We start from the raw sequence: 21,197 nt of genomic DNA on the forward strand, positions 1-21,197 counted from the left end.
ATGTCTACGATGCCCGAACTCAACGTGCTGGTCGTCGACGACGAGCCGGCCGTGAGGCAGGTGCTCGCGGCGGCCATCGGCAAGGCCGGCTACGCGGTGGACACCGCCGCGTCGGCCTCGGAGGCCCTGGCGCGGCTGGACAAGTCGCCGTACGACGTCGTGCTCAGCGACGTCTTCATGCCCGTCACCGACGGCATCGAGTTGCTCAAGCAGGCGCGCGCACGCGGCCACGCGGCGACCTTCATCATGGTCACCGCCTTCGCCTCGGTGGACTCGGCGATCGACGCGATCAAGGCCGGTGCCTGGGACTACATCACCAAGCCGGTCCGCAACGAGGAGATCCTGCACCGGCTCGAGCAGATCGAGGCGATGCACGGCCTGCGCGAGGAGAACCGCGCGCTGCGCACTCTGGTGATGGGGGGCGCGCAGCCGGCGTTCCAGTTCGTGTCGCCGGCGATGCAGGCGATCGACCGCCTCGTCGGCCGCGTCGCGCCCACCGACAGCACGGTGCTGATCACTGGCGAGAGCGGCACGGGCAAGGGCGTCACCGCGCGGCGCATCCACGAGCTGTCGTCGCGGCGCGACGGTCCCTTCGTGTCGGTGAACTGCGGTGCCATCCCCGAGAACCTGATCGAGAGCGAGCTGTTCGGCCACACCAAGGGCGCCTTCACCAGCGCCGACCGGCCGCGCCGCGGCCTGTTCATGCAGGCCGACCGCGGCACCATCTTTCTCGACGAGATCGGCGAGCTGCCGCTGGCACTGCAGACGAAGCTGCTGCATGTGCTGGAGGCGAAGGAGGTGCGTCCGCTCGGCTCCGAGCAGAGCCGCAAGGTCGACGTGCGCATCGTCGCCGCGACCAACCGCGAACTTCCGGCGATGGTGGCTGCGGGTCGTTTCCGCGAGGACCTGTTCTTCAGGCTGTCGGTGTTCCAGATCGCCATGCCGCCCTTGCGCGAGCGCCGCGCGGACATCCCGGCGCTCGTGCAGCACCTGCTGTCGCGGCGTATCGCGCCGTCCGGTGCAGACAAGGCGCTGAGCATCGATCCCGAAGCGATGGACATGCTGATCGCCTTCAACTGGCCGGGCAACGTGCGCCAGCTCGAGAACGTGCTGCACCGCGCCACCATTCTTGCCGACGGTGACTCGATTCGTGCCGGCGACCTGCCGCCCGAGGTGTCGCGCTCCGCACCGGGTGCCAGCGCCATGCCGTTGGCGGAGTCCGGCGAGATGACGTTGCGCGAGCGCGTGCGACGCTTCGAGGTCTCGCTGATCCTGCGAGCGATCGAGGATGCCGGGGGCGACCGTCGTGTCGCCGCGCAGAAGCTCGGCATCGGCCTGTCCAGCCTGTACCGCAAGCTCGAGGAGTTCCAGGGCGAGTCGCCGCCCGGCGTCTGAGCCGCGTGGCATGGAAATCGCTCCTTGCCGCGCATGGCAAGGCTTCCTGCAGGCGTGGCAAGTTGGTTGGCGGTGGCGGCGCAGTGCTTCGCGCTGTCGCAGGCGTTCGCCGCCCCGGAAGACGACTACCGCCGCGGCATGAGTGCCTACCACCGCGGCGACGTCGCCACGGCGATGAGCGTCCTGCGCGGGCCGGCCAACGCCGGCCATGCCCCCTCCCAGTCGCTGCTGGCCTTCATCCTCGACCGCGGCGATTTCGCGGAAGAGGCGGCCAAGCTCTATACGCAGGCCGCCGCGCAAGGCGACGCCGAGGCGCTGGCCGCGCTCGGCAACTTCTACCTGACGGGTCGCGGCGTTGCCAAAGATGAGAAGCGGGCGCTCGAGCATTTCTCGAAAGCGGCCGAGGGGGGCCACGAACTGGCCATGCAAGTTCTCGCCGACGCCCACATCCGGGGCTCGATGGGCCTGGATCGCGAGCCGCGCGACTTCGCCCGCGCCCAGTCCGACCTGAAGCGTGCGGCCGACATCGGCCATCTCCCGGCCGCCGAGGCGCTGGAGCGTGCCTACCGGCAGGGCGGTTTCGGCCTGCAGGCCGACGCCGCGCAGGCCGAGCGCTGGCGGGCACGCGTGGCCGAGATCCGCGAGCAACGCGCGCGCGCCGCGTCGAAGGCGCGGCCGTGAGGCAGTCCGTCGCCGTCATGCTGGCCGCGAGCGCCTCCCTGGCCGGCACGGCGCAGGCTGCCGACACGATCCGCGGCGCCGAGTTGTATCGGCACCACTGCGCCGGCTGCCACGGCGGCGACGGCCGCCCGGTGATGCCCACCGCCCCCGACTTCTCGCGGCCCACCGCGTTGCTCAAGCCCGACCTCACACTGCTGACGGCGATCCGCGCCGGCCGCGGCGCGATGCCGGCCTACCAGGGCCTGCTGCGCGACCGCGACATCCTCGACATCGTGGCCCACCTGCGCACCCTCCGATGACACTTCGCCTCTTTCGCCTTGCCGCGTTCGTCGCGGCCCTCGTCTCGGTCTCGGCGAGCGCGCCCGCGCAGACCGCGCCGCGCGTCAAGGATGTGTACGAGGTCGGCCCCACCGTCTACGTGCGCGCGCTCACCGTGGAGGCGTCGCGCGCCGCGCTGTGGGTCGGCACGTCCGCCGGTGTGCACGAGGTCGATCTCGCCAGCGGCAAGCTGCGCAACACCTTCACGCGCAAGGAAGGCCTGGCCAACGAGTATGTCTTCGCCGTCGGACTGGATCGCGACGGCTACAAGTGGTTCGGCACCAACGCCGGCGGCGTGTCGCGCTACAAGAATGGCAAGTGGAAGACCTTCTTTCCGATGCATGGTCTGGCCGACTACTGGATCTACTCGTTCGCGCAGCAGAGGAATGGCGACTTCTGGATCGGCACCTGGGCCGGCGTCAACAAGGTCGACGGCAAGACGGGCAAGTTCAGCACCTACGTGAAGGAGCTGGTCAACGAATGGGTCTACGGCATAAGCGTCGACGCGCAAGACCGAGTCTGGTTCGGCACCGAGGGCGGTGTGTCGATGTACGACGGCAAACGCTGGGTGTCGTGGACGCACAAGGACGGCCTGGGTGCGCCGAACACGGACAACCTGCCGTTCAGCGCGAACACCGGCCTGGGCACGCGCACGCGCCATGACCTGTCGGTCAGTTCGGAGGGGCCGGCGACCTACAACCCCAACTATGTGTTCTCCATCCTCGTCGCCAGGGACGGCTCGGTGTGGGCCGGCACCTGGGGCGGCGGTGCCGCGCGCTGGGACGGCAAGGCGTGGACCAACCTGAGCGCCAAGGACGGCCTGGCCGGCAACATCGTCTACAGCATCGCCCAGGGGGCCGACGGCGCACTCTGGTTCGGCACCAACAATGGCGTGTCGCGCTGGGACGGCAAGTCCTTCACGAACCTCGGCATGAAGGAAGGTTTGCTGGAGAAGAACGTATACGCGATAGCGGTGGCGCCCGACGGCGACATCTGGGTCGGCACGCGCAAGGGCGTGGCGCGCCTCGGCCGCTGAGCAGCACTGTGAAAGGAAGACTCATGGCCATCAGCTTGCGCGCTGCGGGCATCGGCGTCATCGCGCTCGGGACGGCGCTCGCCGGGGCGTACCAACTCGGGCGCAGCAATGCCGGCGCGACCATCGCGGCGGCGCCGACTCCGGCCGCGCTCGCGCCCGCCGTCACCGCGTCGGCTGCGCTGCCGGCAGGTCACCCACCGGCCGGCGAGCCGCAACGCGAGGGCAAGATCGCGCCTGACCCGACGCAGAAGTTCACGCACTTCCGCGTCGGCAACAAGAACGTCAAGCGATTGTTCGTCGACGGCGACACGGTGTGGGTGGGCACGTCCGGCGGCGCGGTGCGCTACGACACGCGCACCGACGAGTACAAGCTGTTCGACGTGAAGTCCGGCCTGCTGTCCAACGGCGTGTTCCACGTCGGCAAACTCGACGAGCGCATCGTCGTCGGCACCTACGGCGGCGGCATGTCGCTGCTCGACCCGGCGACGCAGCAGTGGGAGACCTTCAACATCCCCGAGGGCCTGGGTGACGCTTTCGTCTACGACGTGCTGAAGGCGAAGAACGGCGACGTCTGGATCGCCACCTGGTCGGGGGTGAACCGCGTCAAGGGCGGCAAGCTGAAGGATCGGTCGGCCTGGGAACTGCACACGGTGGAAAGCACCAAGGGCGGCCTGCCGAACGACTGGGTCTATGGCCTGGCCGAGGGCAAGAACGGCGAGATCTGGCTCGGCACGGAGGGCGGCCTGGCGCACTTCAAGGACGGACAATGGCAGAACTGGAACCATGCCAAGGGACTCGGCGCACCGTACGAGAAGGTCAAGGACGACATCCAGTACAAGAACGATCCGTCCAAGGTCTCCGAGCATCACGCGATGCAGAAGAAGGAGATGGGCCTGGAGAAGATCGACGTGGCCTACAACCCGAACTACATCGTCTCGCTCGCGGTCGATGCGCAGGGCGTGGTGTGGGCCGGCACCTGGGGCGGCGGCCTGTCGCGCTACGACGGCAAGGCCTGGTCGCACTACACCGTGTCGGAGGGATTGCCGGGCAATCACGTGTTCATGCTGCACGTCGACCCGAAGGGCGTCCTGTGGGTGGGCACGAACAACGGCCTGGCGAAGATGGAAGGCGAGCGGTTCCGCGTGATGACCACGCAGGACGGCCTGTTCGGCAACACGGTCTTCTCGATGACCACTGCGAGGGACGGCACGCTGTGGGTGGGCAGCTTCGGTGGGGTGGCACGCATCAAGCCATCCTGAGAAGATTGGCGCGATGGACAGCCCGCTGCCGCACGATCTCGCGCCGCTCAACCTCGGCCCGCTGCTGGCGCGGCTGCTGGCCATCGCCGACGATGCGGTGATCGTCACCGACGTGCGGCAGAACATCGTGCTGTTCAACCAGGGCGCCGAACGCATCTTCGGCTGGCGCGTCGACGAGGTCATGGGCCGGCCGCTGGCGCGGCTGCTGCCCGAGTCGGCGCGCGTGGTGCACGAGCAGCACCTGCAGACTTTTGCCGCCTCTCCGCTGGCGGCGCGCCGCATGGGCGAGCGGCGCGAGATCCACGGGCGGCGCGCCGACGGCAGCCTGTTCGATGCGGAGGCCTCGATTTCGCATGTCGAAATCGACGGTCGCATGTTCTTCGCGGCCATCCTGCGCGATGTCAGTGAGGCGCGCGACGCCACGCGGGCGCTGGCGCGCAGCGAGGCGCGCTTCCGCGAGCTCGCCGCCAGCGCGCCGGTGGGCATTTTCCAGACCGATGCGCAGGGCCGCTGCACCTACGTCAACGAGCGCTGGTGCCAGATGGCCGGCATGGCGCCCGCCGAGGCGGCGGGCAGCGGCTGGATGCGCGCCCTCCACCCCGCCGACCGGGCGCGCGTGCAGCAGGCCTGGTCGGCGGCGGTCGAGGGGCATGCGCCGTTCGACCTGCGCTATCGCTTCCTGCGCCCCGACGGCACCGAGTCCTGGGTGATGGCGCGCGCGGTGCGCAGTCACGAGGTGGATGGCACGGCCAGTGGCTTCCTCGGTACCGTCACCGACGTCACCGAGAGCCACCAACAGGCCCAGGCCCTCGAGCGCGCCAAGGCCGAGGCCGAGGCTGCGGCGCGCGCGAAGAGCCTGTTCCTGGCCAACATGAGCCACGAGATCCGCACGCCGCTCAACGCCGTGATCGGCATGACCACGCTGCTGCTGGACACGCCGATGAGCGAGGACCAGCGTGACTTCGCGCGCACCATCCGCGCCAGTGGCGAGACGCTGCTGGAGATCATCAACGACATCCTTGACTACTCGAAGGCCGACGTCGGCAAGCTCGAGATCGAGCAGCAGGCGTTCGACCTGCGCCGCTGCGTGGAGGACTCGCTCGACCTGGTGGCGCCGCGCGCGCTCGAGAAGCACCTGAACCTCGCCTACCTGATCGAAGACGGCACGCCCGAAGCGCTGGTCGGCGATGCCACGCGCATCCGCCAGATCCTCGTCAACCTGTTGTCCAACGCGGTCAAGTTCACCCACCAGGGCGAGGTCTTCGTGTCGGTGGACAGCGAGCCGGTGGACGGCAGCATGCACCGCATCCGCTTCTCGGTGCAGGACTCCGGCATCGGCATTCCGGCCGAGCACCTGCCGCGGCTGTTCCAGTCCTTCACGCAGGTCGACGCGTCGACGACGCGCAAGTACGGCGGCACCGGCCTCGGCCTGGCGATCAGCAAGCGCCTGGCCGAGCTGATGGGCGGAACGGTCAGCGTGCAGAGCGAGCCGGGGCACGGCTCGCTGTTCCAGGTGACGGTGCTGGTCGAGGCCGCCACCACTGCGACGCAGGCGGATTTCCTGCAGCGCAACGTGCCGGCCCTGAGCGGGAAGCGCCTGCTGATCGTCGACGACAACCTCACCAACCGCCGCATCCTCACGCGGCTGGCACTGCTGTGGGGGATGGTGCCCTCGACACTGCCTTCCGCGCTGGAGGCGCTGGACCGCATCCGCCACGGCGAGAGCTACGAGGTGGCCGTGCTCGACATGAGCATGCCCGGCATCGACGGCCTCGAACTTGCCCTGGAGATCCGGCGCCGTCGCAGCGCCGAGGAACTGCCGATCGTCATGCTCACCTCGCTCGGCCAGCGTCAGGCGCTGCAGGATGCGCATGGCGCCGGCCTCGCCGCCTACCTCGCCAAGCCGATCAAGGCGAGCCAGTTGTTCTCCACGCTGGTGGCGGTGGTGCAGGGGCAGCGCAGCGCCCCGCAGCCGCCGGCACCGGTGCCGGCGCCGCAGATTCCCGTGCTCGCCGCCAGCCTGCCGCTGCGCGTGCTGGTGGCCGAGGACAACACGATCAACCAGCGCGTCGCACTGCGCCTGCTGCAGCGCCTGGGCTACCGCGCCGACGTGGCCGCCAACGGCCTGGAGGTGATCGACGCGGTCGAGCGGCAGCACTACGACGTGGTGCTGATGGACATCCAGATGCCGGAGATGGACGGCCTGCAGGCAGCGCGCTGGATCGTGCAGCGGCGCGGGGCGGACGGGCTGCCGCGCATCGTCGCGATGACTGCCAACGCCATGCCCGGCGATCGCGAGACCTACATGACCGCCGGCATGGACGGCTACGTCGCCAAGCCGATCGAGATGGGCGACCTCGCCGCGGCGATGACGCGCGTGGCGATGATCGCGCGCGGCGGCGTCGCGCCCGACGTCGACGAGGACGAGGTGCTCGATGCGCAGCGGCTGGAACATCTGCGCGGCATGCAGGACGACAGCCAGCCGAGCCTGGTGCGCGAGCTGATCGACATGTTCGTCGCCGACTCGCCGTCGCACCTGGGCGCGCTCGGCGACGCGCTCGGCGCGGCGGATGCGGCGCGGTTGGGCCGCGCGGCGCACCGTTTCCTGTCGGTCACGCAGAACATCGGCGCGCTGCGCATGTCGCAGCTGTGCGCCGAGATCGAGCGTCGCAGCCGGCTCGGCGAGGTCGACGGCGTCGCCCCATTGATCGAGTCTCTCGCGCAGGAGCACGAGCGCGTGAGCGCCGCGCTGCTGGCGGCGCGCATCCGCTACTGAGGCGACATGGGCGAGGGCACGCTCCCGACACGCCGCCGGGCGCTCGCGGCGCTGGCCGGCGCCGTGTGGCTGCCGATGCCGGGTCGGGCCGACGCGACGCTGCGCCAGGCGCAGCACTTCCTGTTCGGTTCGCCGGTCGACGTGCGCGTCCGGCAGGACGGCGATGCCCCGGCCGATCCGGCGCTCGCCGCGGTGATGGCCGGCCTGGCGCAGATCCACCGGCGCTGGAACGCGTGGAAGCCGGGCGACCTGAGCCGTCTCAACGCCGCGTTCCGTGAGGGCCGCGCGGTGCGGGTCGCGCCAGCGCTGGGGGCGATGATCCGCTCGGCGGCGCGCCTGGAGCGCGCCTCGTCCGGCTTCTTCAACCCCGGCATCGGCGGCGCGGTCGGGGCCTGGGGCTTCCACGACGACCTGATGCGCGCCGGTGCGCGGCCCGATGTGCGCGCGCTGGCCGCCTGGCGCGACGCGGCACCGAGCCTGGCGCAGATCGAGATGCGCGGCGATCTGCTGACGAGTCGCAACCCTCGACTGCAGCTCGACTTCGGTGCATACGCCAAGGGCGTGGCGATCGACCGCGCGCTCGACCAGTTGCAGGGGCGTGGCATCGATGCGGCGCTCGTCGACCTCGGCGGCAACCTTGCGGCGATGAGCCGCGCCGGGGCGCCGGGCTGGCACATCGGCATCCGCGACCCGCAGGGCGAAGGGCTCGTCGCCCGCCTCACCACCGAAGCGCGTGAGGCGGTGGTCACCTCGGGAAGCTACGAGCGCTTCCGCATGCTGGACGGCGAGCGCATCGGCCACATCCTCGACCCGGGAACCCTGGCGCCGGCGTCGGAACTGCTCAGCGTGACCGTGGTGCACCGGTCTGCAGCGTACGCCGATGCCGCGGCCACCGCCCTCCTGGTGGCGGGTCCGCAACGCTGGCGGCCCGTGGCCGAGCGCATGGGCGTGTCGCGCGTGCTGGTGATCGACCGTCAGGGTCGCGGCCAGGTCACCGCGGCCCTGGCGGGCCGCCTGCAGGGGTCGGACGCAGCGTGGCGGAGCCGCATCGCGGTGGTTTGACGGCACAGGGCACGGTCAGGGCGGCGCGCCCGGGCCCCTCGCACGGGCACGGCACGCAGGCCACTCGTCGCCGATCGTGTGCGGCGCCAGCCGTGACTGGCTGCGCGTGCAGATGTTCACGGGCCGGGCCGCGGCGGGCGGCAAGTCCATCCGGCCGGAGCCGAAAGCAGGGCGTCAGGAGTCGACGCCATGCAACGGTTCGCAATCGCAGCACTTGGGGGCCTGCTGGGGCTCCTGCCCACACAGAGTCCCGCACAGACGGAGTGGCTGTGCGGTCTGAGCGAGGATGCGATGCGGCTGGTCTGCGTGGCCGAGGCCGGCCCGCGAGATAGCCCGAAACCCGCGCTGCGGCCCGTCGCCCAGGTGAACGGAACGAAGTTTCCGCTCGACCCGCGCCGCCTCTACACGGTCGAACTGTGGGGGCCGGCGACGGAGATGGACTTCGTCGAGGAGCTGGCTCGCTCGACCATGTGCTATCGCAGCCCGGCCTGTGCGGTCACGTTCATCGGTCCGCGCATCGAGGTGGCGCTCTCGCAACGGCAGCCCTGAGCCCTCGTTGGACGGCCGCGGCTGGCCGAGCCGGGCTCCGCGAGCCCGCTTCGCCGCCGCCCGCACCGTGCGCCGTGAAGTTGTCGGACACTTGGCACTCGACCCATCACAGCCGCCTTCGCGAGGGAGAACCGCCATGAGCTGTCGCGCACGACGCGGACGCAGCGCGCAGGCGCGCAGGTCCGCATCGGACACCCGGACTGCGAGCCGCGCCCTGCTCGCGCCGACGCTGCTGGCCGTGCTGCTCGCCACGTCGACGCCGGTACCCAGCCAGGGGGCCGACGCACCGACCTATGCCGACCTGTCGCCCCTCCTCGTGCAGCGCTGCGTCATGTGCCACGGCGGGAATACGCCTGCGGCCGGGCTGCGGCTGGACAGCCTCGAGGCGGTGCTGAGAGGCAGTGCGCGAGGGCCCGTCGTGAAGAGCGGCGAGCCGGCGGGCAGCGAGCTGATCCGTCGCCTGAAGGGCATCAGCCAGCCGCGCATGCCGATGACGGGGCCGCCGTTCCTGACCGACCAGGAGATCGCGCAGTTCGAGCGCTGGATCGCCGGCGGCCTGCAGGGCGGAAAGGCGATCGCGGCGACGAAGGCCGCGCCGACAGCGCCGGCACCGGGGGAGCCCGTGACCTATCTGCACGTCGCGCCGATCCTGGCGACGCGCTGCGCGAAGTGCCACACCGACAGCGGGCTCATGGGTGCGGCTCCGGAGGGCTACAGGCTCACCTCGCACGCGTCCACGCTGTCCGCCGCGGATCGTGTGCGGGTCGTTCCGGGGCACCCCGCGGCGAGCGAACTGGTGCGCCGCATTCGCGGGCAGGCGCGACCGCGCATGCCGTTCGACGGGCCGCCCTACCTCAGCGGCGAGGAAGTGCGTCTGATCGAGGCCTGGATCAGCCAGGGTGCGCGTGATGCCGCCGGCGCGCCTGCACCCGTTCCGGTCGGCGCCCGGGTGCGCCTGCACGGGACCCTGGGCACGAACTGGCAGCTCGACGACCTGCCCCTGGCCGTGACGCCTTCGTCCCGGATCGACGGACGGGCCGCCGCGGGCAGCTACACCGAGGTTCGAGGGCGCGTCGACGAGGGCGGCCGCATCGTCGTCGACCGGTTGCGCAGCCGTTAACCGCCGCCACACGGTCAGCCGTGCCGGCTCGAGAGGTTTGGCTCCGGCGACACCGTGGGCAGGGTGATCTCGATCGCGCCGTCGACGGCCACGGCGTCCGCACCCATGTCGGCGATGCGCCTGCGGATCGCCTCCAGCCGCGGCAGCGCGAACCAGTCGGCGAGGCCGGTGGTGGCGCCGCCGATGCGCACCAGCACACGATCGTCCTGGGGGTGCGTCTCCACCACGACTCGCTTGAAGTGATGCGGCTCGTCGTCCACGCAGGCCTGCAGCAGGTTCATCACCACCTCGTTGAGATGGTCGGGCACCAGTTCGCAGGCCGGCACGCCCGCGCCCGGGCGGAACTCGATCGGCGCGCTGCGAAAGCGCCGGTCGAAGGTGAGGAATTCGCACACCGCCTTGAGCATCGCGTTCACGTCCACCCATTCGGGCGATTCGCTGCGGGCGGCGGCGAAGTCGGCGATCTGCCGCATCATGCGGGCGATGCGCTCGCCCTGCGAACGGATCTGCCGCGCGGCGTTTCGCTCGGAGTCGGGCAGTTCGCCCGCCACGCCCTGGATCACCGCCAGCGGGTTGCCGACCTCGTGCGCGACGTTGGCGGCCATGGTCGCCAGCGCGGCCATCTTCTCGCGATGCCAGCGCTGCTCGCGCTGTGCCGCCTCGGCCTGCGCCTGCGCCTGCCGGTCGATGATGCGCTGGCCGACGCGCACGATGGCCAGCGAGATCATGTACAGCAGCAAGATCAGGCTGCCGACGATGACCAGGAACTGGTCGGAGCTGCGCACCACCTTGTCCTGGTTGCTGCGGGCGGTGCTCTCCACGCGCGTCTGGTTGCCGCTGGTGATCTGCGCGAACCTGCGCGAGGCGCTGCGGATCTGATCCAGGAAGGGCGTGACGTCGGAGTAGAGTTCCACCACGCCAAGCACCGCGTCGCCACCGCCGGAGCGCACCGGCACGTAGGTGGAGATGAGGTCGCGGTTCTCGACCGTCCGCTCGAAGGCACTGAAACGATCGCGGTGCGTCAGCTCGCTCGCCGGCTGGCCCTCGGCGGCGGAGCGCCAGCCGGCGTTCTCGGCGGCGTACTCGCCGATCTGCCGGTGCTCCGACGAATAGACCGTGATGCCGCGCATGTCGAACACCTTGATCTTGAAGACGGTGGTGCTCTGCATCGCGGCGTAGGCCTTCGCGTCCATGGTCTTGAAGGCCGGCAGCGCGACGAGGCGCCGGCCCATCTCGGCGAAGCAGTCGCGTCGCGCGGCGGCAGGCTCGGCGGGCAGCGCCAGACACGGCGCGACCGGCAGCCGCTGGGACGCGGCGAGGAAGGGGCCGAAATCGCTGGCCCACAGCATGTTGGCCACCAGCCGCGTCAGGTTGACGTGGTTGGCCTCGTGCACGGCCAGCAGCGTGGCGCGCGAGGCTTCCTCGTGCTGCTGCGCCAGTTCGTCCTGCGCCTGACGGAAGAAGGCGGCCTGCTCCCGCTGTACTTGGGCGAAGAACGCCTCCTCGTTGCGCTGCAGGAAGTACAGCACGGCGCCCACCGTGACGAACGCCACCGCCGTGCTCAGCGTGAAATAGCGCATCAGCCGGAAGCCGGCGGGTGCGGTGTGCGGCATCGTCTTCCTTTCTTCGTCGCGCGCGTCGCCCATCCTAGCCGTCCGGCGCGCGGCGATCCGAATCCAGGAGGCACGGTTCGTGCGGGATTGACAAGCCGCCACAGGAATTTGCCGCGCGCCGCGCCGTCCGGGGTGACCACACCTCGCCCGCCGGCGCTTGCACGACGGCGCGCGAGGACGAGGCGATGCCCGGACGCAAGGCGCAGGCCATCGGCCCGATTGCCGTTCGCGCCGGCCGCGGCGATCAGTCCTTGCGCGCCGGCTTCAGGAAGGTGACCACCTGCATGTCCGGCGCATTGCGTGACGCGCAACTCGCCGACTCCAGTGTTGCCTCGGCTTCGTGAAGGATGTTGATGACGTCGACGTAGTCGCGGTCCTTGACCATCATCAGCGCCGTGCGGCCGACCTCGTTGCGGGCCAGCGGATCGGCGCCGCCGCGCAGCAGCGCGCTCACCACGCCGGCCTCGCCGTTGCCCGCGGCGTACATCAGCGGACGCACGCCGTAGCCGATCTTCGCCTCCTTGTCGGCCCCGGCGGCCAGCAGCAGCTCCACCACCTCCGGATGGCCACGGTCCTCGTCGGGGTTGTAGCAGGCGTGGAACAGCGCCGTGAAGCCGCGTTCGTCGGCAGCGTTCACGTCGGCACCCTTGTCGATCAGCCTGGCGACGACGTCGCGCTGGCCCAGCACGGCGGCGAGCATCAAGGGCGTGGTGCCGCCGGCACCGGCGACGTTCAAGCGCTCGGCGCTGGCCAGGCGTTCCACGGCATCGAGGTCGCCGGCTCGAATCGCGTCGAAGAGTGAGTCGGTCATGTCGGTCCCGTGCCGCGCTGCCACGCTCAGTCCGCCAGCCGGTCGGCCACCAGCTCCAGCAGGCTCTCGGTGCGCCGGTTCCAGCCGGCATGCTTGGCGCCCTGTTCCAGCGTGATGCGGCACTGGCCGCAACTGGTGACGAAGCGCTTGGCGCCCGTGGCCTCGACCTGCTGCTGCTTCAGCGCGAACACCTTGTGCCGCAGCGGAGCGGCGCGCTGGTTCGAGACCACGCCGCCGCCGCCGCCGCAGCAGTAGCCACCGATGCCGTGGTCCTGCAGCTCCCTGAGCTCGAAGCCCAGCGCGGCGAGCACGCGGCGTGCCGCCGCCTCCAGACCGCCGCGACGCACGATCTGGCAGGGGTCGTGGAAGGTGGCCGTGTCGCCGATCGGCTCGACGCGGATGCGCCCGTCGGCGAGCAGCTCGTCGAGGAACTCGGTCATGTGAATGATGCGCACCGGCAGCGCCTTGCCGTACCACTTCGCCGCCTCCCAGCGGGCGGCGCCGTAGGCGTGGCCGCACTCGGGCAGCAGCACGGTCTTCGCACCGATCTTCACCGCGGTGTCGACGATGGCGCGGGTGAGCTTCTCCTGCAGTTCCAGGTCACCGTTGTTGAAGCCGATGTTGGAGGCGTCGAAGCCCTCGCGATGCATGGTCCAGCGCAGTCCGGCGCGATTCAGGATCTTCGCCGCGTCGGCCAGCGACTTGGTGTGCTCGCCCAGCTCGGCCGGCGCCGCGGTGACGAGGATGTCAGCCTGCGGCAGGTCGCAGGGGATGGCCACGCCGTGCTCGGCCGACACCTCGGCGAGGATGTCCGGCAGGTCCTCGCCCGGTGTGGCGGTGCTGCCCCATTGCCGCGCCGTGCGATCCATCAGCGCCAGGCGCTCGGGCATCAGTCCGGCCTTGAACATGCCGTGACGCGCCACCTTGACCAGCTCGGCGATGTCGATGCCCATCGGGCAGGCGGTGGTGCAGCGACCGCACATCGTGCAGGAGTCGTAGAGCAGTTCCTGCCACTGCTGCAGTTCGTCGACGTCCGGTGCCCGCACCAGCCCGAGCGCGCGCACCAGTGGCGCCAGCGGCCCGGCCTCGCGGCGGTACGCGCGGCGCAGCAGTTCGAGCTTGCGGATCGGCGTGTACTTCGGATCGCCGGTGCTGACGTGAAAGTGGCAGGCCTGTGCGCATTGGCCGCAGTGCACGCACGACTCGAGGTGCAGCGAGGCGGTGACGCCGAACTCGCGCAGCCAAGCCCCCATCGCGGCCTGGACGCGCGCGTCGTCGCCGAGATCGCCCTGGCGGTCGAAGGTCGGGGCGGCGGCGCTCACGACAGCGCTCCGCGGTGGCCGAAGCGCAGCCCGGTGGCGCCGCGCGAGAACGCGAACAGCACGGCATGCATCAGCTTGCCGAACGGGAACCAGAGCAGCAGCAGTTCGAACGACAGCAGGTGGATCGCCAGCGGCCCGCCATAGATGACGTGGTCGCGCGCAAGGATGGCCGAGGAAGGCTCGCCCGCCACCGCCATGCCGGTGACGAAAGGCAGGAAGGTCAGCGTCCAGCTGATCATGTCGTCGGCGCTGGAGATCGATCGGCGCACCGGGTCGGTCAGGCGCATCGACAGCGCGATCAGCAGCGTGACGATGGTCAGGCTGGCCGACAGGTACATCACCGGGTCCGGGAGCGCCGTCCAGGTCAGGCCGGTGAGCCGCTGCACGAAGGCGATGTGCGGTGCGTAGCCGAAGAAGACCAGCGCCAGGCCGATGTGGAAGGCGTAGCCGTTGATCGTGACGAAGCGGCTGCGCGCGATGAACTCGCGCCGCGGCCACATCGCCCGCACATTGGCGTGCAGCACCGAGAGCAGCACGCCGGGCGAGTGCTCGCGCGGCGGCGACAGGTCGGGCAGGCGCGGCCGGATCAGAATGCCCACCAGCCGCCACAGCGTGCCGAGCACGAACACTGCCAGCGACGCGTAGAGCGCGGGCCCGCGCGCGAATTCGAGCAGTGTCATGGCGTGATCCTTCGCGGGTTCAGTCGGCCAGTCGCACGATGCCCAGCGCCTTGAGCACGTACTTCTCGTAGACCGGGTCGGAGTTGCCGGTCTTCATCTTGCGGATGAAGTACTTCTCGAAGGCGATCTTGGCGTAGTGGACCCACTTGCCCTTCTTGAACCAGTTGACGTTGCGCGGCGGGATCTGCGGCAGCGCCACGAAGGCCGCGCCGGTGTCGCCCATGTCGGCCAGGCAGATGGCGTTCCAGGTGCCCTTGGCGGTGGCCGGCCTGCCGGCGAGTTCGTCGGCGATGTTGTGCGCGATCGCCGTCACCATCGTCTCGATCATGTAGCCGGTCTTCGGCGCGCCACTGGGCACCGGCGTGGCCTCCACCGGCGGGATGGCCACGCACACGCCGGCGGAAAAGATGTTGCGGTACTTCTTGCTGCGCTGGAACTCGTCGATCAGCACGAAACCGCGGGGGTTGCACATGTCCGTCACGGCCGCCACCGGGTCGACGCCCTTGAAGGCGGGCAGCATCATGGCGAGCTTGAAGCCGACCTCGTGCTCCTTGACGACGTTGCCCTGATCGTCGAGCTGGGTGGTGAAGAGCTTGCCGGGCTCGACCTTGGTGGTCTTGGCGTTGGTGATCCACTTGATGTCGTGGCCGCGCAACTCGCTCTCCAGCATCGACTTGCTGTCGCCCACCCCCCCGAGGCCGAGATGGCCGATGTAGGGCTCGGCGGTGACGAAGGTGATGGGCACCTTGTGGCGCAGCTTGCGCTTGCGCAGGTCGGCGTCGACGATGAAGGCGAACTCGTAGGCCGGGCCGAAGCAGCTCGCGCCGGGCATGGCGCCGATGACGATCGGCCCGGGGGCCTCGAGGAACTTCTGGTACTCGGCCCAGAACATCTCCGCGTGGCCGACGGTGCACACCGAATGCGTGTGCCCGCCGTGCGGGCCGGCGCCCGGCACCTCGTCGAACGCCAGCTTCGGGCCGGTGGTGATGACGAGGTAGTCGTAGTCCAGCGCCTCGCCGCCGTCGAGCGTCACGCGGTTGGCGGCCGGGTCGATCGCCGTCACCGCCTTGCCGATGAAGGCGATGCCCTTGCGCTCCAGGTGCGGCGCGATCGGCAGCGTGACCGTCTCGCGGTCGCGCCAGCCGACCGCCACCCAGGGGTTGGAAGGGGTGAACTGGAAGGTGTCGGTGGGGTTGACCACCGTCACCTTGTGCTCCGCGCCCAGCAGCGTGCGCAACTCGTAGGCGGCAGGCATGCCGCCGATGCCTGCACCCATGACGACGATGTGAGCCATTCCGTCTCCTTCCGCGCCGCGGCGCGCCTCATTCGTTCAGTTCAGAACTTGTAGCCCCAGGCGATGCCGAATGATTTCTGCTTCATGCCGATGGTCTCGTTGCCGGCCTCGTTCTGCACGCCCGGGATCGGCAAGCCATTGAACAACGAAGGCCCGCTGACGGATTGACGCGGCGCAATCATCAGCATGCCGGTGAGCTCGCAGTTCTTGCAGCCGGCGTAGGTGAAGCCCAGGGTGAAGTGGTCCTTCATGACCCCGGGCGCCAGGATGTTGAAGGTCACGTCGCTGCTGCCGATCGGGTTGTCGCTGCGGTTGTAGCCGGCGCGCAGCGTCAGCGTGTCGCTCATCTGCCAGGCCACGCCGAGCTTGAGCACGTCGATGTCCTGCCAGCCGAATCCGGGGCCGTTGTCGGCGCCGAGCGGCGCCACCGGCAGGCTCGGGTTGCCCACGGAGGCGACCTTGCTGTAGAGGATGCGGCCCCAGTCCAGCGCGACGGTCCACTTCGCATCGGGGCTGAAGGCGACGCCGACGTTGTAGTTGGCGGGAATGTCGAAGTCGCCGGCCTCGGCGAACAGGCCGGCGTACTTGTCGAAGCGGCTCATCTTGATGCCGCCCGAGTACGACGCGCCGACGCTGAAGCTGTCGGTCAGCCGCCCCATGTAGCCGACGCGCAGGCCCACGCCGCTGGCGCTGTCGGTGCCGACGTTGGTGACGCTGCCGGGCGCGCCGGTGAAGGGCGGAAAGCCGGGCGCGTTGTCGAAGGCCTGCAGGCCTTGCGCCTTGAAGCGCTGGTAGCCCAGCAGCAGCGACAGGCCCACCGCATGCTGCGGGTTCAACTTGTAGGCCACCGTCGGCGCCACGACGAGCTGCATCAGGTCCACGCCCAGCGTGCCGCTGCCGCACAGGATGTTGGCCGGGCCGCCGCCGCAGTTGAAGTTGCCCTCCGGGTAGGTGGTGTTCATGCCGCCGTTGCCGTAGACGGTGACGCCCAGCGAGAGGTCGTCGGAGAGCATGCGGTTGTAGCCCATCTCGGGCACGAGGAAGTAGCGCTTGTCGCTGCGCACCTTGCCGTTCAGGCTCGGAATGGTCGCGCCGGCACGCTCGGCGTCGCGGTCGGGCATGAAGACCTCGGCGCCGATGTCGAAGCGCGAGCCCGCCCACACCATGCTGGCCGGGTTGTTGGCGCCGCCGTACGAGTCCTGCGCCAGCGCGGTGGACACGCCGCCCATGCCCTTGGCCTTCATGCCGTAGCCATGGGAGAAGTAGCCGTTGGTGGCCAGGGCCGGGCCGGCGACGAGCGCGGCGGCCAGGGGGATGGCCTTCAGGGCAGTGTGAATTCGGGTCATGGACTGTGTCTCCTGTCTGTAGGTCTGTGAGTCGATGGATGGGAACTCGTTGGCCCCTACCAGCGTGCGAGGACGCGGCCGCCCTCCACCCGGCTCTCCCAACGCGTGAGCGGGGTATTGCCCTTGGCGATGCACTCGCCATTGCGGATGTCGAAGGCCCACTCGTGCTTGGGGCAGGTCAGCGTGTGGCCTTGCAGCGCGAGATGGGGGATGTCGGTGGTCTGGTGCGGGCAGCGGCTGTCGTAGACGCGCCACTCCTCGCCCTCGCGGTGCACGAAGAGGGCGCGGCCGTCGCAGTCGACGCGCTTCGTCGCGCCGCTGGCCAGCTCGTCGGTACCGATGACGTCGTGCCAGACCGTCTCGCCGCGCAGCGCCTCCGGGCTGAAACCCGGCAGGTTCATCTCGAGGATGATGTCGGTCGCCCAGACGATCTTCGCCAGCCCGAGCGCCGGGAAGGCCATCAGCAGCGCGTCGAGCACCTCCATCGGCGTGCAGCCCTCGCGCAGCGCGCGGTTGAGGTACTGCTTGAAACCGCGCTCGGTCTGCGCGTGCACCTTGGTGATCACCGAGATCAGGTTGCGCGTCTTCGGGTCGAGGTGCTTGCCGCACTCCTTGAGGAACTTGAAGTAGTGGCCGACCGCGTCGGGGCGGGCCTTGACGAGGTAGTTGAGGGCGTCGCTCATGCTGTTCCTGCGTTGGATGACGAACTCGGCGGCGTCACCAGCACCGGCCCGTCGGCCAGGCCGATGACCTTCTGCGCCACGCCGCCGAGCCAGGCGCGCGCCAGGCCCTCGTCGCGGTGCCGTCCGATGACGATCAGGTCGGCGCCGCACTGCCGTGCGGCCTCGACGATCTGCTCGTGAGGCCGGCCGCTGCGCACGATCGTGTCCACTGCCACGCCGGCGCCTTGTGCCGCGCCGGCGGCCCGCTGCAACGCCGCTTCGGCGCGGCGGCGCGACTCCTCGGACGTGGTGGTCACGGCCAGCAACGTCAATGGCAGGCCGCACTCGGCGGCAATGGCGGCAGCAGTGCCGACCGAGGCCGGCTCCGGCGCCTCGGGGTCGAGCGCCGCGAGCACGCGGGCCGACCACATCGCTGCGCCGCGCGGCACGACGAGCACGCCGCAAGGCGCATGCGCCACCACGTTGCGCACCATCTCGCCGACCAGCAGGTTGGCCAGCAGGCCACGCCTGCCGCGGCGGCGGATGACGAGCAGGTCGGCGTCGCGCTGCGTGGCCTCGTCGACGATCTCGCGCCAGGCCTCGGGCCCGCGCCGCGCCTGCAGTTCCAGCACGATGCCGGCGCGCTTGGCGTCCGCCAGCAGCGCGGCGATGCGCTCGCCCGCCTGCGCCTCGGCGTGCGCGGCCAATTGCGGGGCGAGCGCCTCGTACTCCGGGTTGCTGGCGATGGGCAGCACGGCGCGCAGCGGCAGGCCGCAGCGCTGCGCCATGGCGAAGGCGAGCGCCTCGGCGCCTGCGTCGTGCTCCGAATGCTCGGTGGCCAGCAGCAGTCGCGAAAAGACATGCGTCATGGCCGCGACCCCATTCAGTGGCCTGCCGTCAGCACGCCGGAGGCCGCCAGCAGCAGCACCGCCACCTGCGCGAGGCACAGGACGGCGTAGAGGCGGTCGCCGCGTTTCAGGTACAGCGGCAGCGTGACCAGCAACGCGAGCAGCGAGGCGCCGGTCAGCATCGCGATGCCGAGCAGGTTGGCAATGTCGCCGCGGTGCGCCAGGCCCAGCCAGCCCCAGCCGGTGGGCACGCCGGTGGCGGCGAGAAACTCCGACACCGGCAGGTTCCAGACCTCCGGCAGGCGCGAGTGCGGCACGTGCGGATCGACGAGTCCGAGGCCGTAGGCGAGGAAGATCAGCACCAGCGCCGCCAGGCCCGTCCGTGTGCCCAGTTCGAGCCAGCGCGCGTAGCGCAACTGCTCCTCGGCCTGGGTGATGGCGGCCGGCGCGGCCGTCACGGCGCCGGCTTCGTAACGCTTCATGGCCACACCCCCGTGCCCTTGAGCAACGCGCGCAAGCCGGCAAACAGCAGCACGCTGATCACCATGCGCCGGATCACCGTGCCCTTGAGCACGTCGAGCAGGCGTGCGCCGATCATCGCGCCGAGCATCATGCCGATCACCGAGGGCACGGCGATCATCGGCAGCACCGCGCCCTTGTTGACGTAGACCCAGGCGGCCGAGGAGTCGACCAGCGACAGCACCAGCCCGGAGGTGCCGGCCGAAACCTTCAGTGGCGCGCCCATCAGCAGGTTCAGCGCCGGCACGTTGGCCCAGCCGGCGCCGATGCCGAACATGCCGGCGAGCACGCCGATGCCGAGGAACACCACGAGCCCGGCACCGCTGCGATGCACCTGCCAGTCGATGCGCTGGCGCGTGGCACCGTCGACGAACACGCCGTGCAGCGCCAGCGCGGCGGACAGGCGGTCGGGGGCATCGACCACCGGGAACTCCGACTTCTTCGAGACGAACATCAGCACGACGATTGCCAGCACGATCACGCCGAGCGCCGTCTGCACCACCGACACCGGCATCGCCAGCCCGAGCAGCGCGCCGCCGATCGAGCTGGCCGAGGCCAGCAGTGCCAGCGGCAGCGCCAGGCGCAGGCTGGCCAGGCCGCTGCGCAGCAGCATCGGCGCCGCTGCCAGTGCGCTGGCCAGCGCCACCAGCAGGCCGGCGCCGCGCACGAAGTCGAGATGGAAGGGGAAGAAGCCGCCGACGATGGGCACGAACAGCGTGCCGCCGCCGATACCGGCCGGCACCGCGACGATGCCCATCACGAAGCAGGTGACGAACAGGGCGACCGGCCAGAACCACCACGGCAGACCGGTCGCGGCGGCCGCCACATCGGCGGCCTGGGCCGGGCCGGCCACGCAGGCCAACAGCACCAGCCAGGCGGCGTGCCAGGGCAAGGAGGCGGGCAAGCGGCGCAGCATTCAGGAAACCGCCTGGTAGTAGAGGTTCTGCGGATGGTTCGCCTGCGCGAAGAAGAACCAGCGCTCGGCCAGCAGACCGACGAACTGCACCGCGAATGCCAGCAGCAGGGCGGTGCCCGTGCCGGGCATGGCCGCCAGCAGCAGCGTCGGCACGAGGAAGGCCGCGGCCAGGAAGAACCACTTCACCGCGCGCAGGAACGGCAGCCCGCGGCCGTGCGAGAACTCGCGCGTGTTGAACGATCCCCCCATGAAACCCTGCGAACGCTGCACCACCGTCGGATGCTTGACGCCGATCGCGGACTGGATCGTCGAGCGCGGCTTCAGCCGAGCGTTGCGCCACAGGGACGCGACCCGCCCGATCGCCGCAAGCACCGTGAGCGCGATGGCCCAGCCCGTGAGGAAGCCTGCCACCTCGGATGCGGCCAGCGCGGCCAGGCCCGCAGCCAGGGTGAAGCCGGACGCGCCGCCGAGCAGCGTGTAGTTCAGCGGCGTCAACGGCGTGTGCCACTCGGCCAGGAAGCGCAGGCACGCGTAGATCATCCCGGTGCAGACGAACAGGGCGAACGCCAGCAGCGTACCGACGATGCCGACCAGGACGGTCAGGTCGATGTCCGCGCCGTGCGGAAGGGCAATCAGCACCGGCGCCCAGCCCAGTGCGTGCAGCAAGCCGTAGAGCGCGACGACGGCCATGAAGGCCGGCAGCACGATGACCTCGCGTGACAGCCACGAGGTGCGCCATTGCGCGGCCGAGCGCCAGGCGCGCTCGGGGCGGCCGAGGTGGAAGAACGACGCCACCAGCCCGGCGACCAGCAGAGCCAGCGCCACGGCACTTCCGGTCGCGTAGAAGGCGCGCCCGGCGGGGGACGCCAGCAGTCCGACCAGTGCGTAGCTCTGCACCGTGAACAGCGCCAGGAACAGGCCTTGCCCGGCGCCGATCAGCGTGGTGAGGAAGATGACGGAGAAAGCGGGATGCATGTCGGGGTGGAGGTT

Annotated in this window: 20 protein-coding genes; 9 read left to right on the top strand and 11 right to left on the bottom strand. The window is 70.3% G+C overall.

Going from position 1 to position 21,197, the window contains the following annotated elements; all coding sequences use genetic code 11:
* The first annotated feature begins 9 nt into the window (after window positions 1-9).
* From Q0599_RS21405 to Q0599_RS21445, 9 genes are all read left to right on the top strand, one after another.
* Window positions 10-1,395: a sigma-54 dependent transcriptional regulator gene (locus tag Q0599_RS21405; protein WP_298834198.1), complete on the top strand. Its 1,386-nt coding sequence runs from the start codon at window positions 10-12 to the stop codon at window positions 1,393-1,395.
* 54 nt (window positions 1,396-1,449) lie between these two features.
* Window positions 1,450-2,076 (top strand): tetratricopeptide repeat protein, encoded by a 627-nt coding sequence (locus Q0599_RS21410; protein WP_298834201.1) that lies wholly within the window; start codon window positions 1,450-1,452, stop codon window positions 2,074-2,076.
* A complete protein-coding gene (locus tag Q0599_RS21415; RefSeq protein ID WP_298834202.1) occupies window positions 2,073-2,375 on the top strand; it encodes a c-type cytochrome in 303 nt (100 codons plus the stop codon). Before Q0599_RS21410 ends, Q0599_RS21415 begins: the two co-directional genes overlap by 4 nt.
* Window positions 2,372-3,430, top strand: coding sequence for a two-component regulator propeller domain-containing protein (locus tag Q0599_RS21420; RefSeq protein WP_298834204.1), 1,059 nt, complete (start codon window positions 2,372-2,374; stop codon window positions 3,428-3,430). The genes Q0599_RS21415 and Q0599_RS21420 overlap by 4 nt, the downstream gene beginning before the upstream one ends.
* Window positions 3,431-3,453: 23 nt before the next feature.
* Window positions 3,454-4,689 carry a two-component regulator propeller domain-containing protein gene (locus Q0599_RS21425; RefSeq protein WP_298834207.1) on the top strand — a complete coding sequence of 412 codons (1,236 nt, stop codon included), beginning with the start codon at window positions 3,454-3,456 and terminating at the stop codon, window positions 4,687-4,689.
* A 13-nt stretch (window positions 4,690-4,702) separates the two neighbouring features.
* The gene (locus tag Q0599_RS21430; RefSeq protein ID WP_298834210.1) at window positions 4,703-7,465 is read left to right on the top strand and encodes a PAS domain-containing hybrid sensor histidine kinase/response regulator; all 2,763 of its coding nucleotides are present in this window, start codon (window positions 4,703-4,705) and stop codon (window positions 7,463-7,465) included.
* Window positions 7,466-7,471: 6 nt separating this feature from the next.
* The gene (locus Q0599_RS21435) at window positions 7,472-8,527 is read left to right on the top strand and encodes an FAD:protein FMN transferase (protein WP_298834213.1); all 1,056 of its coding nucleotides are present in this window, start codon (window positions 7,472-7,474) and stop codon (window positions 8,525-8,527) included.
* A 189-nt stretch (window positions 8,528-8,716) separates the two neighbouring features.
* The gene (locus tag Q0599_RS21440; protein ID WP_298834216.1) at window positions 8,717-9,076 is read left to right on the top strand and encodes a hypothetical protein; all 360 of its coding nucleotides are present in this window, start codon (window positions 8,717-8,719) and stop codon (window positions 9,074-9,076) included.
* Between the two features lie 136 nt (window positions 9,077-9,212).
* A complete protein-coding gene (locus Q0599_RS21445; protein ID WP_298834219.1) occupies window positions 9,213-10,196 on the top strand; it encodes a c-type cytochrome domain-containing protein in 984 nt (327 codons plus the stop codon).
* 14 nt (window positions 10,197-10,210) lie between these two features.
* Here Q0599_RS21445 and Q0599_RS21450 read toward each other — a convergent pair whose 3' ends face one another.
* The 11 genes from Q0599_RS21450 to Q0599_RS21500 form a co-directional block, all read right to left on the bottom strand.
* The gene (locus Q0599_RS21450) at window positions 10,211-11,809 is read right to left on the bottom strand and encodes a histidine kinase dimerization/phospho-acceptor domain-containing protein (RefSeq protein WP_298834223.1); all 1,599 of its coding nucleotides are present in this window, start codon (window positions 11,807-11,809) and stop codon (window positions 10,211-10,213) included.
* A 244-nt stretch (window positions 11,810-12,053) separates the two neighbouring features.
* Window positions 12,054-12,620, bottom strand: coding sequence for an ankyrin repeat domain-containing protein (locus tag Q0599_RS21455; RefSeq protein WP_298834226.1), 567 nt, complete (start codon window positions 12,618-12,620; stop codon window positions 12,054-12,056).
* A 26-nt stretch (window positions 12,621-12,646) separates the two neighbouring features.
* On the bottom strand, window positions 12,647-13,942 hold the full coding sequence (locus tag Q0599_RS21460) for a (Fe-S)-binding protein (protein ID WP_298834228.1): 1,296 nt from the start codon (window positions 13,940-13,942) through the stop codon (window positions 12,647-12,649).
* Window positions 13,939-14,622, bottom strand: coding sequence for a hypothetical protein (locus tag Q0599_RS21465; RefSeq protein WP_298834230.1), 684 nt, complete (start codon window positions 14,620-14,622; stop codon window positions 13,939-13,941). Before Q0599_RS21465 ends, Q0599_RS21460 begins: the two co-directional genes overlap by 4 nt.
* 19 nt (window positions 14,623-14,641) lie before the next feature.
* Window positions 14,642-15,916, bottom strand: coding sequence for an FAD-dependent oxidoreductase (locus Q0599_RS21470; protein ID WP_298834234.1), 1,275 nt, complete (start codon window positions 15,914-15,916; stop codon window positions 14,642-14,644).
* Window positions 15,917-15,957: 41 nt separating this feature from the next.
* On the bottom strand, window positions 15,958-17,262 hold the full coding sequence (locus Q0599_RS21475) for an OmpP1/FadL family transporter (RefSeq protein ID WP_298834237.1): 1,305 nt from the start codon (window positions 17,260-17,262) through the stop codon (window positions 15,958-15,960).
* Window positions 17,263-17,318: 56 nt separating this feature from the next.
* Window positions 17,319-17,945, bottom strand: a complete 627-nt coding sequence (locus tag Q0599_RS21480; protein WP_298834240.1) for a Rieske 2Fe-2S domain-containing protein — start codon at window positions 17,943-17,945, stop codon at window positions 17,319-17,321.
* Window positions 17,942-18,793, bottom strand: coding sequence for a universal stress protein (locus tag Q0599_RS21485; RefSeq protein ID WP_298834243.1), 852 nt, complete (start codon window positions 18,791-18,793; stop codon window positions 17,942-17,944). Before Q0599_RS21485 ends, Q0599_RS21480 begins: the two co-directional genes overlap by 4 nt.
* Window positions 18,794-18,807: 14 nt before the next feature.
* On the bottom strand, window positions 18,808-19,254 hold the full coding sequence (locus Q0599_RS21490; protein ID WP_298834248.1) for a hypothetical protein: 447 nt from the start codon (window positions 19,252-19,254) through the stop codon (window positions 18,808-18,810).
* Complete coding sequence (locus Q0599_RS21495; RefSeq protein ID WP_298834251.1) at window positions 19,251-20,207, bottom strand: sulfite exporter TauE/SafE family protein; 957 nt, start codon at window positions 20,205-20,207, stop codon at window positions 19,251-19,253. The genes Q0599_RS21490 and Q0599_RS21495 overlap by 4 nt, the downstream gene beginning before the upstream one ends.
* Window positions 20,208-21,182, bottom strand: coding sequence for a DmsC/YnfH family molybdoenzyme membrane anchor subunit (locus Q0599_RS21500; protein WP_298834253.1), 975 nt, complete (start codon window positions 21,180-21,182; stop codon window positions 20,208-20,210).
* Window positions 21,183-21,197 lie beyond the last annotated feature (15 nt).

The sequence above is a fragment of the uncultured Piscinibacter sp. genome, from assembly GCF_937952055.1.
In the GTDB taxonomy this organism is placed as follows: domain Bacteria; phylum Pseudomonadota; class Gammaproteobacteria; order Burkholderiales; family Burkholderiaceae_C; genus Piscinibacter.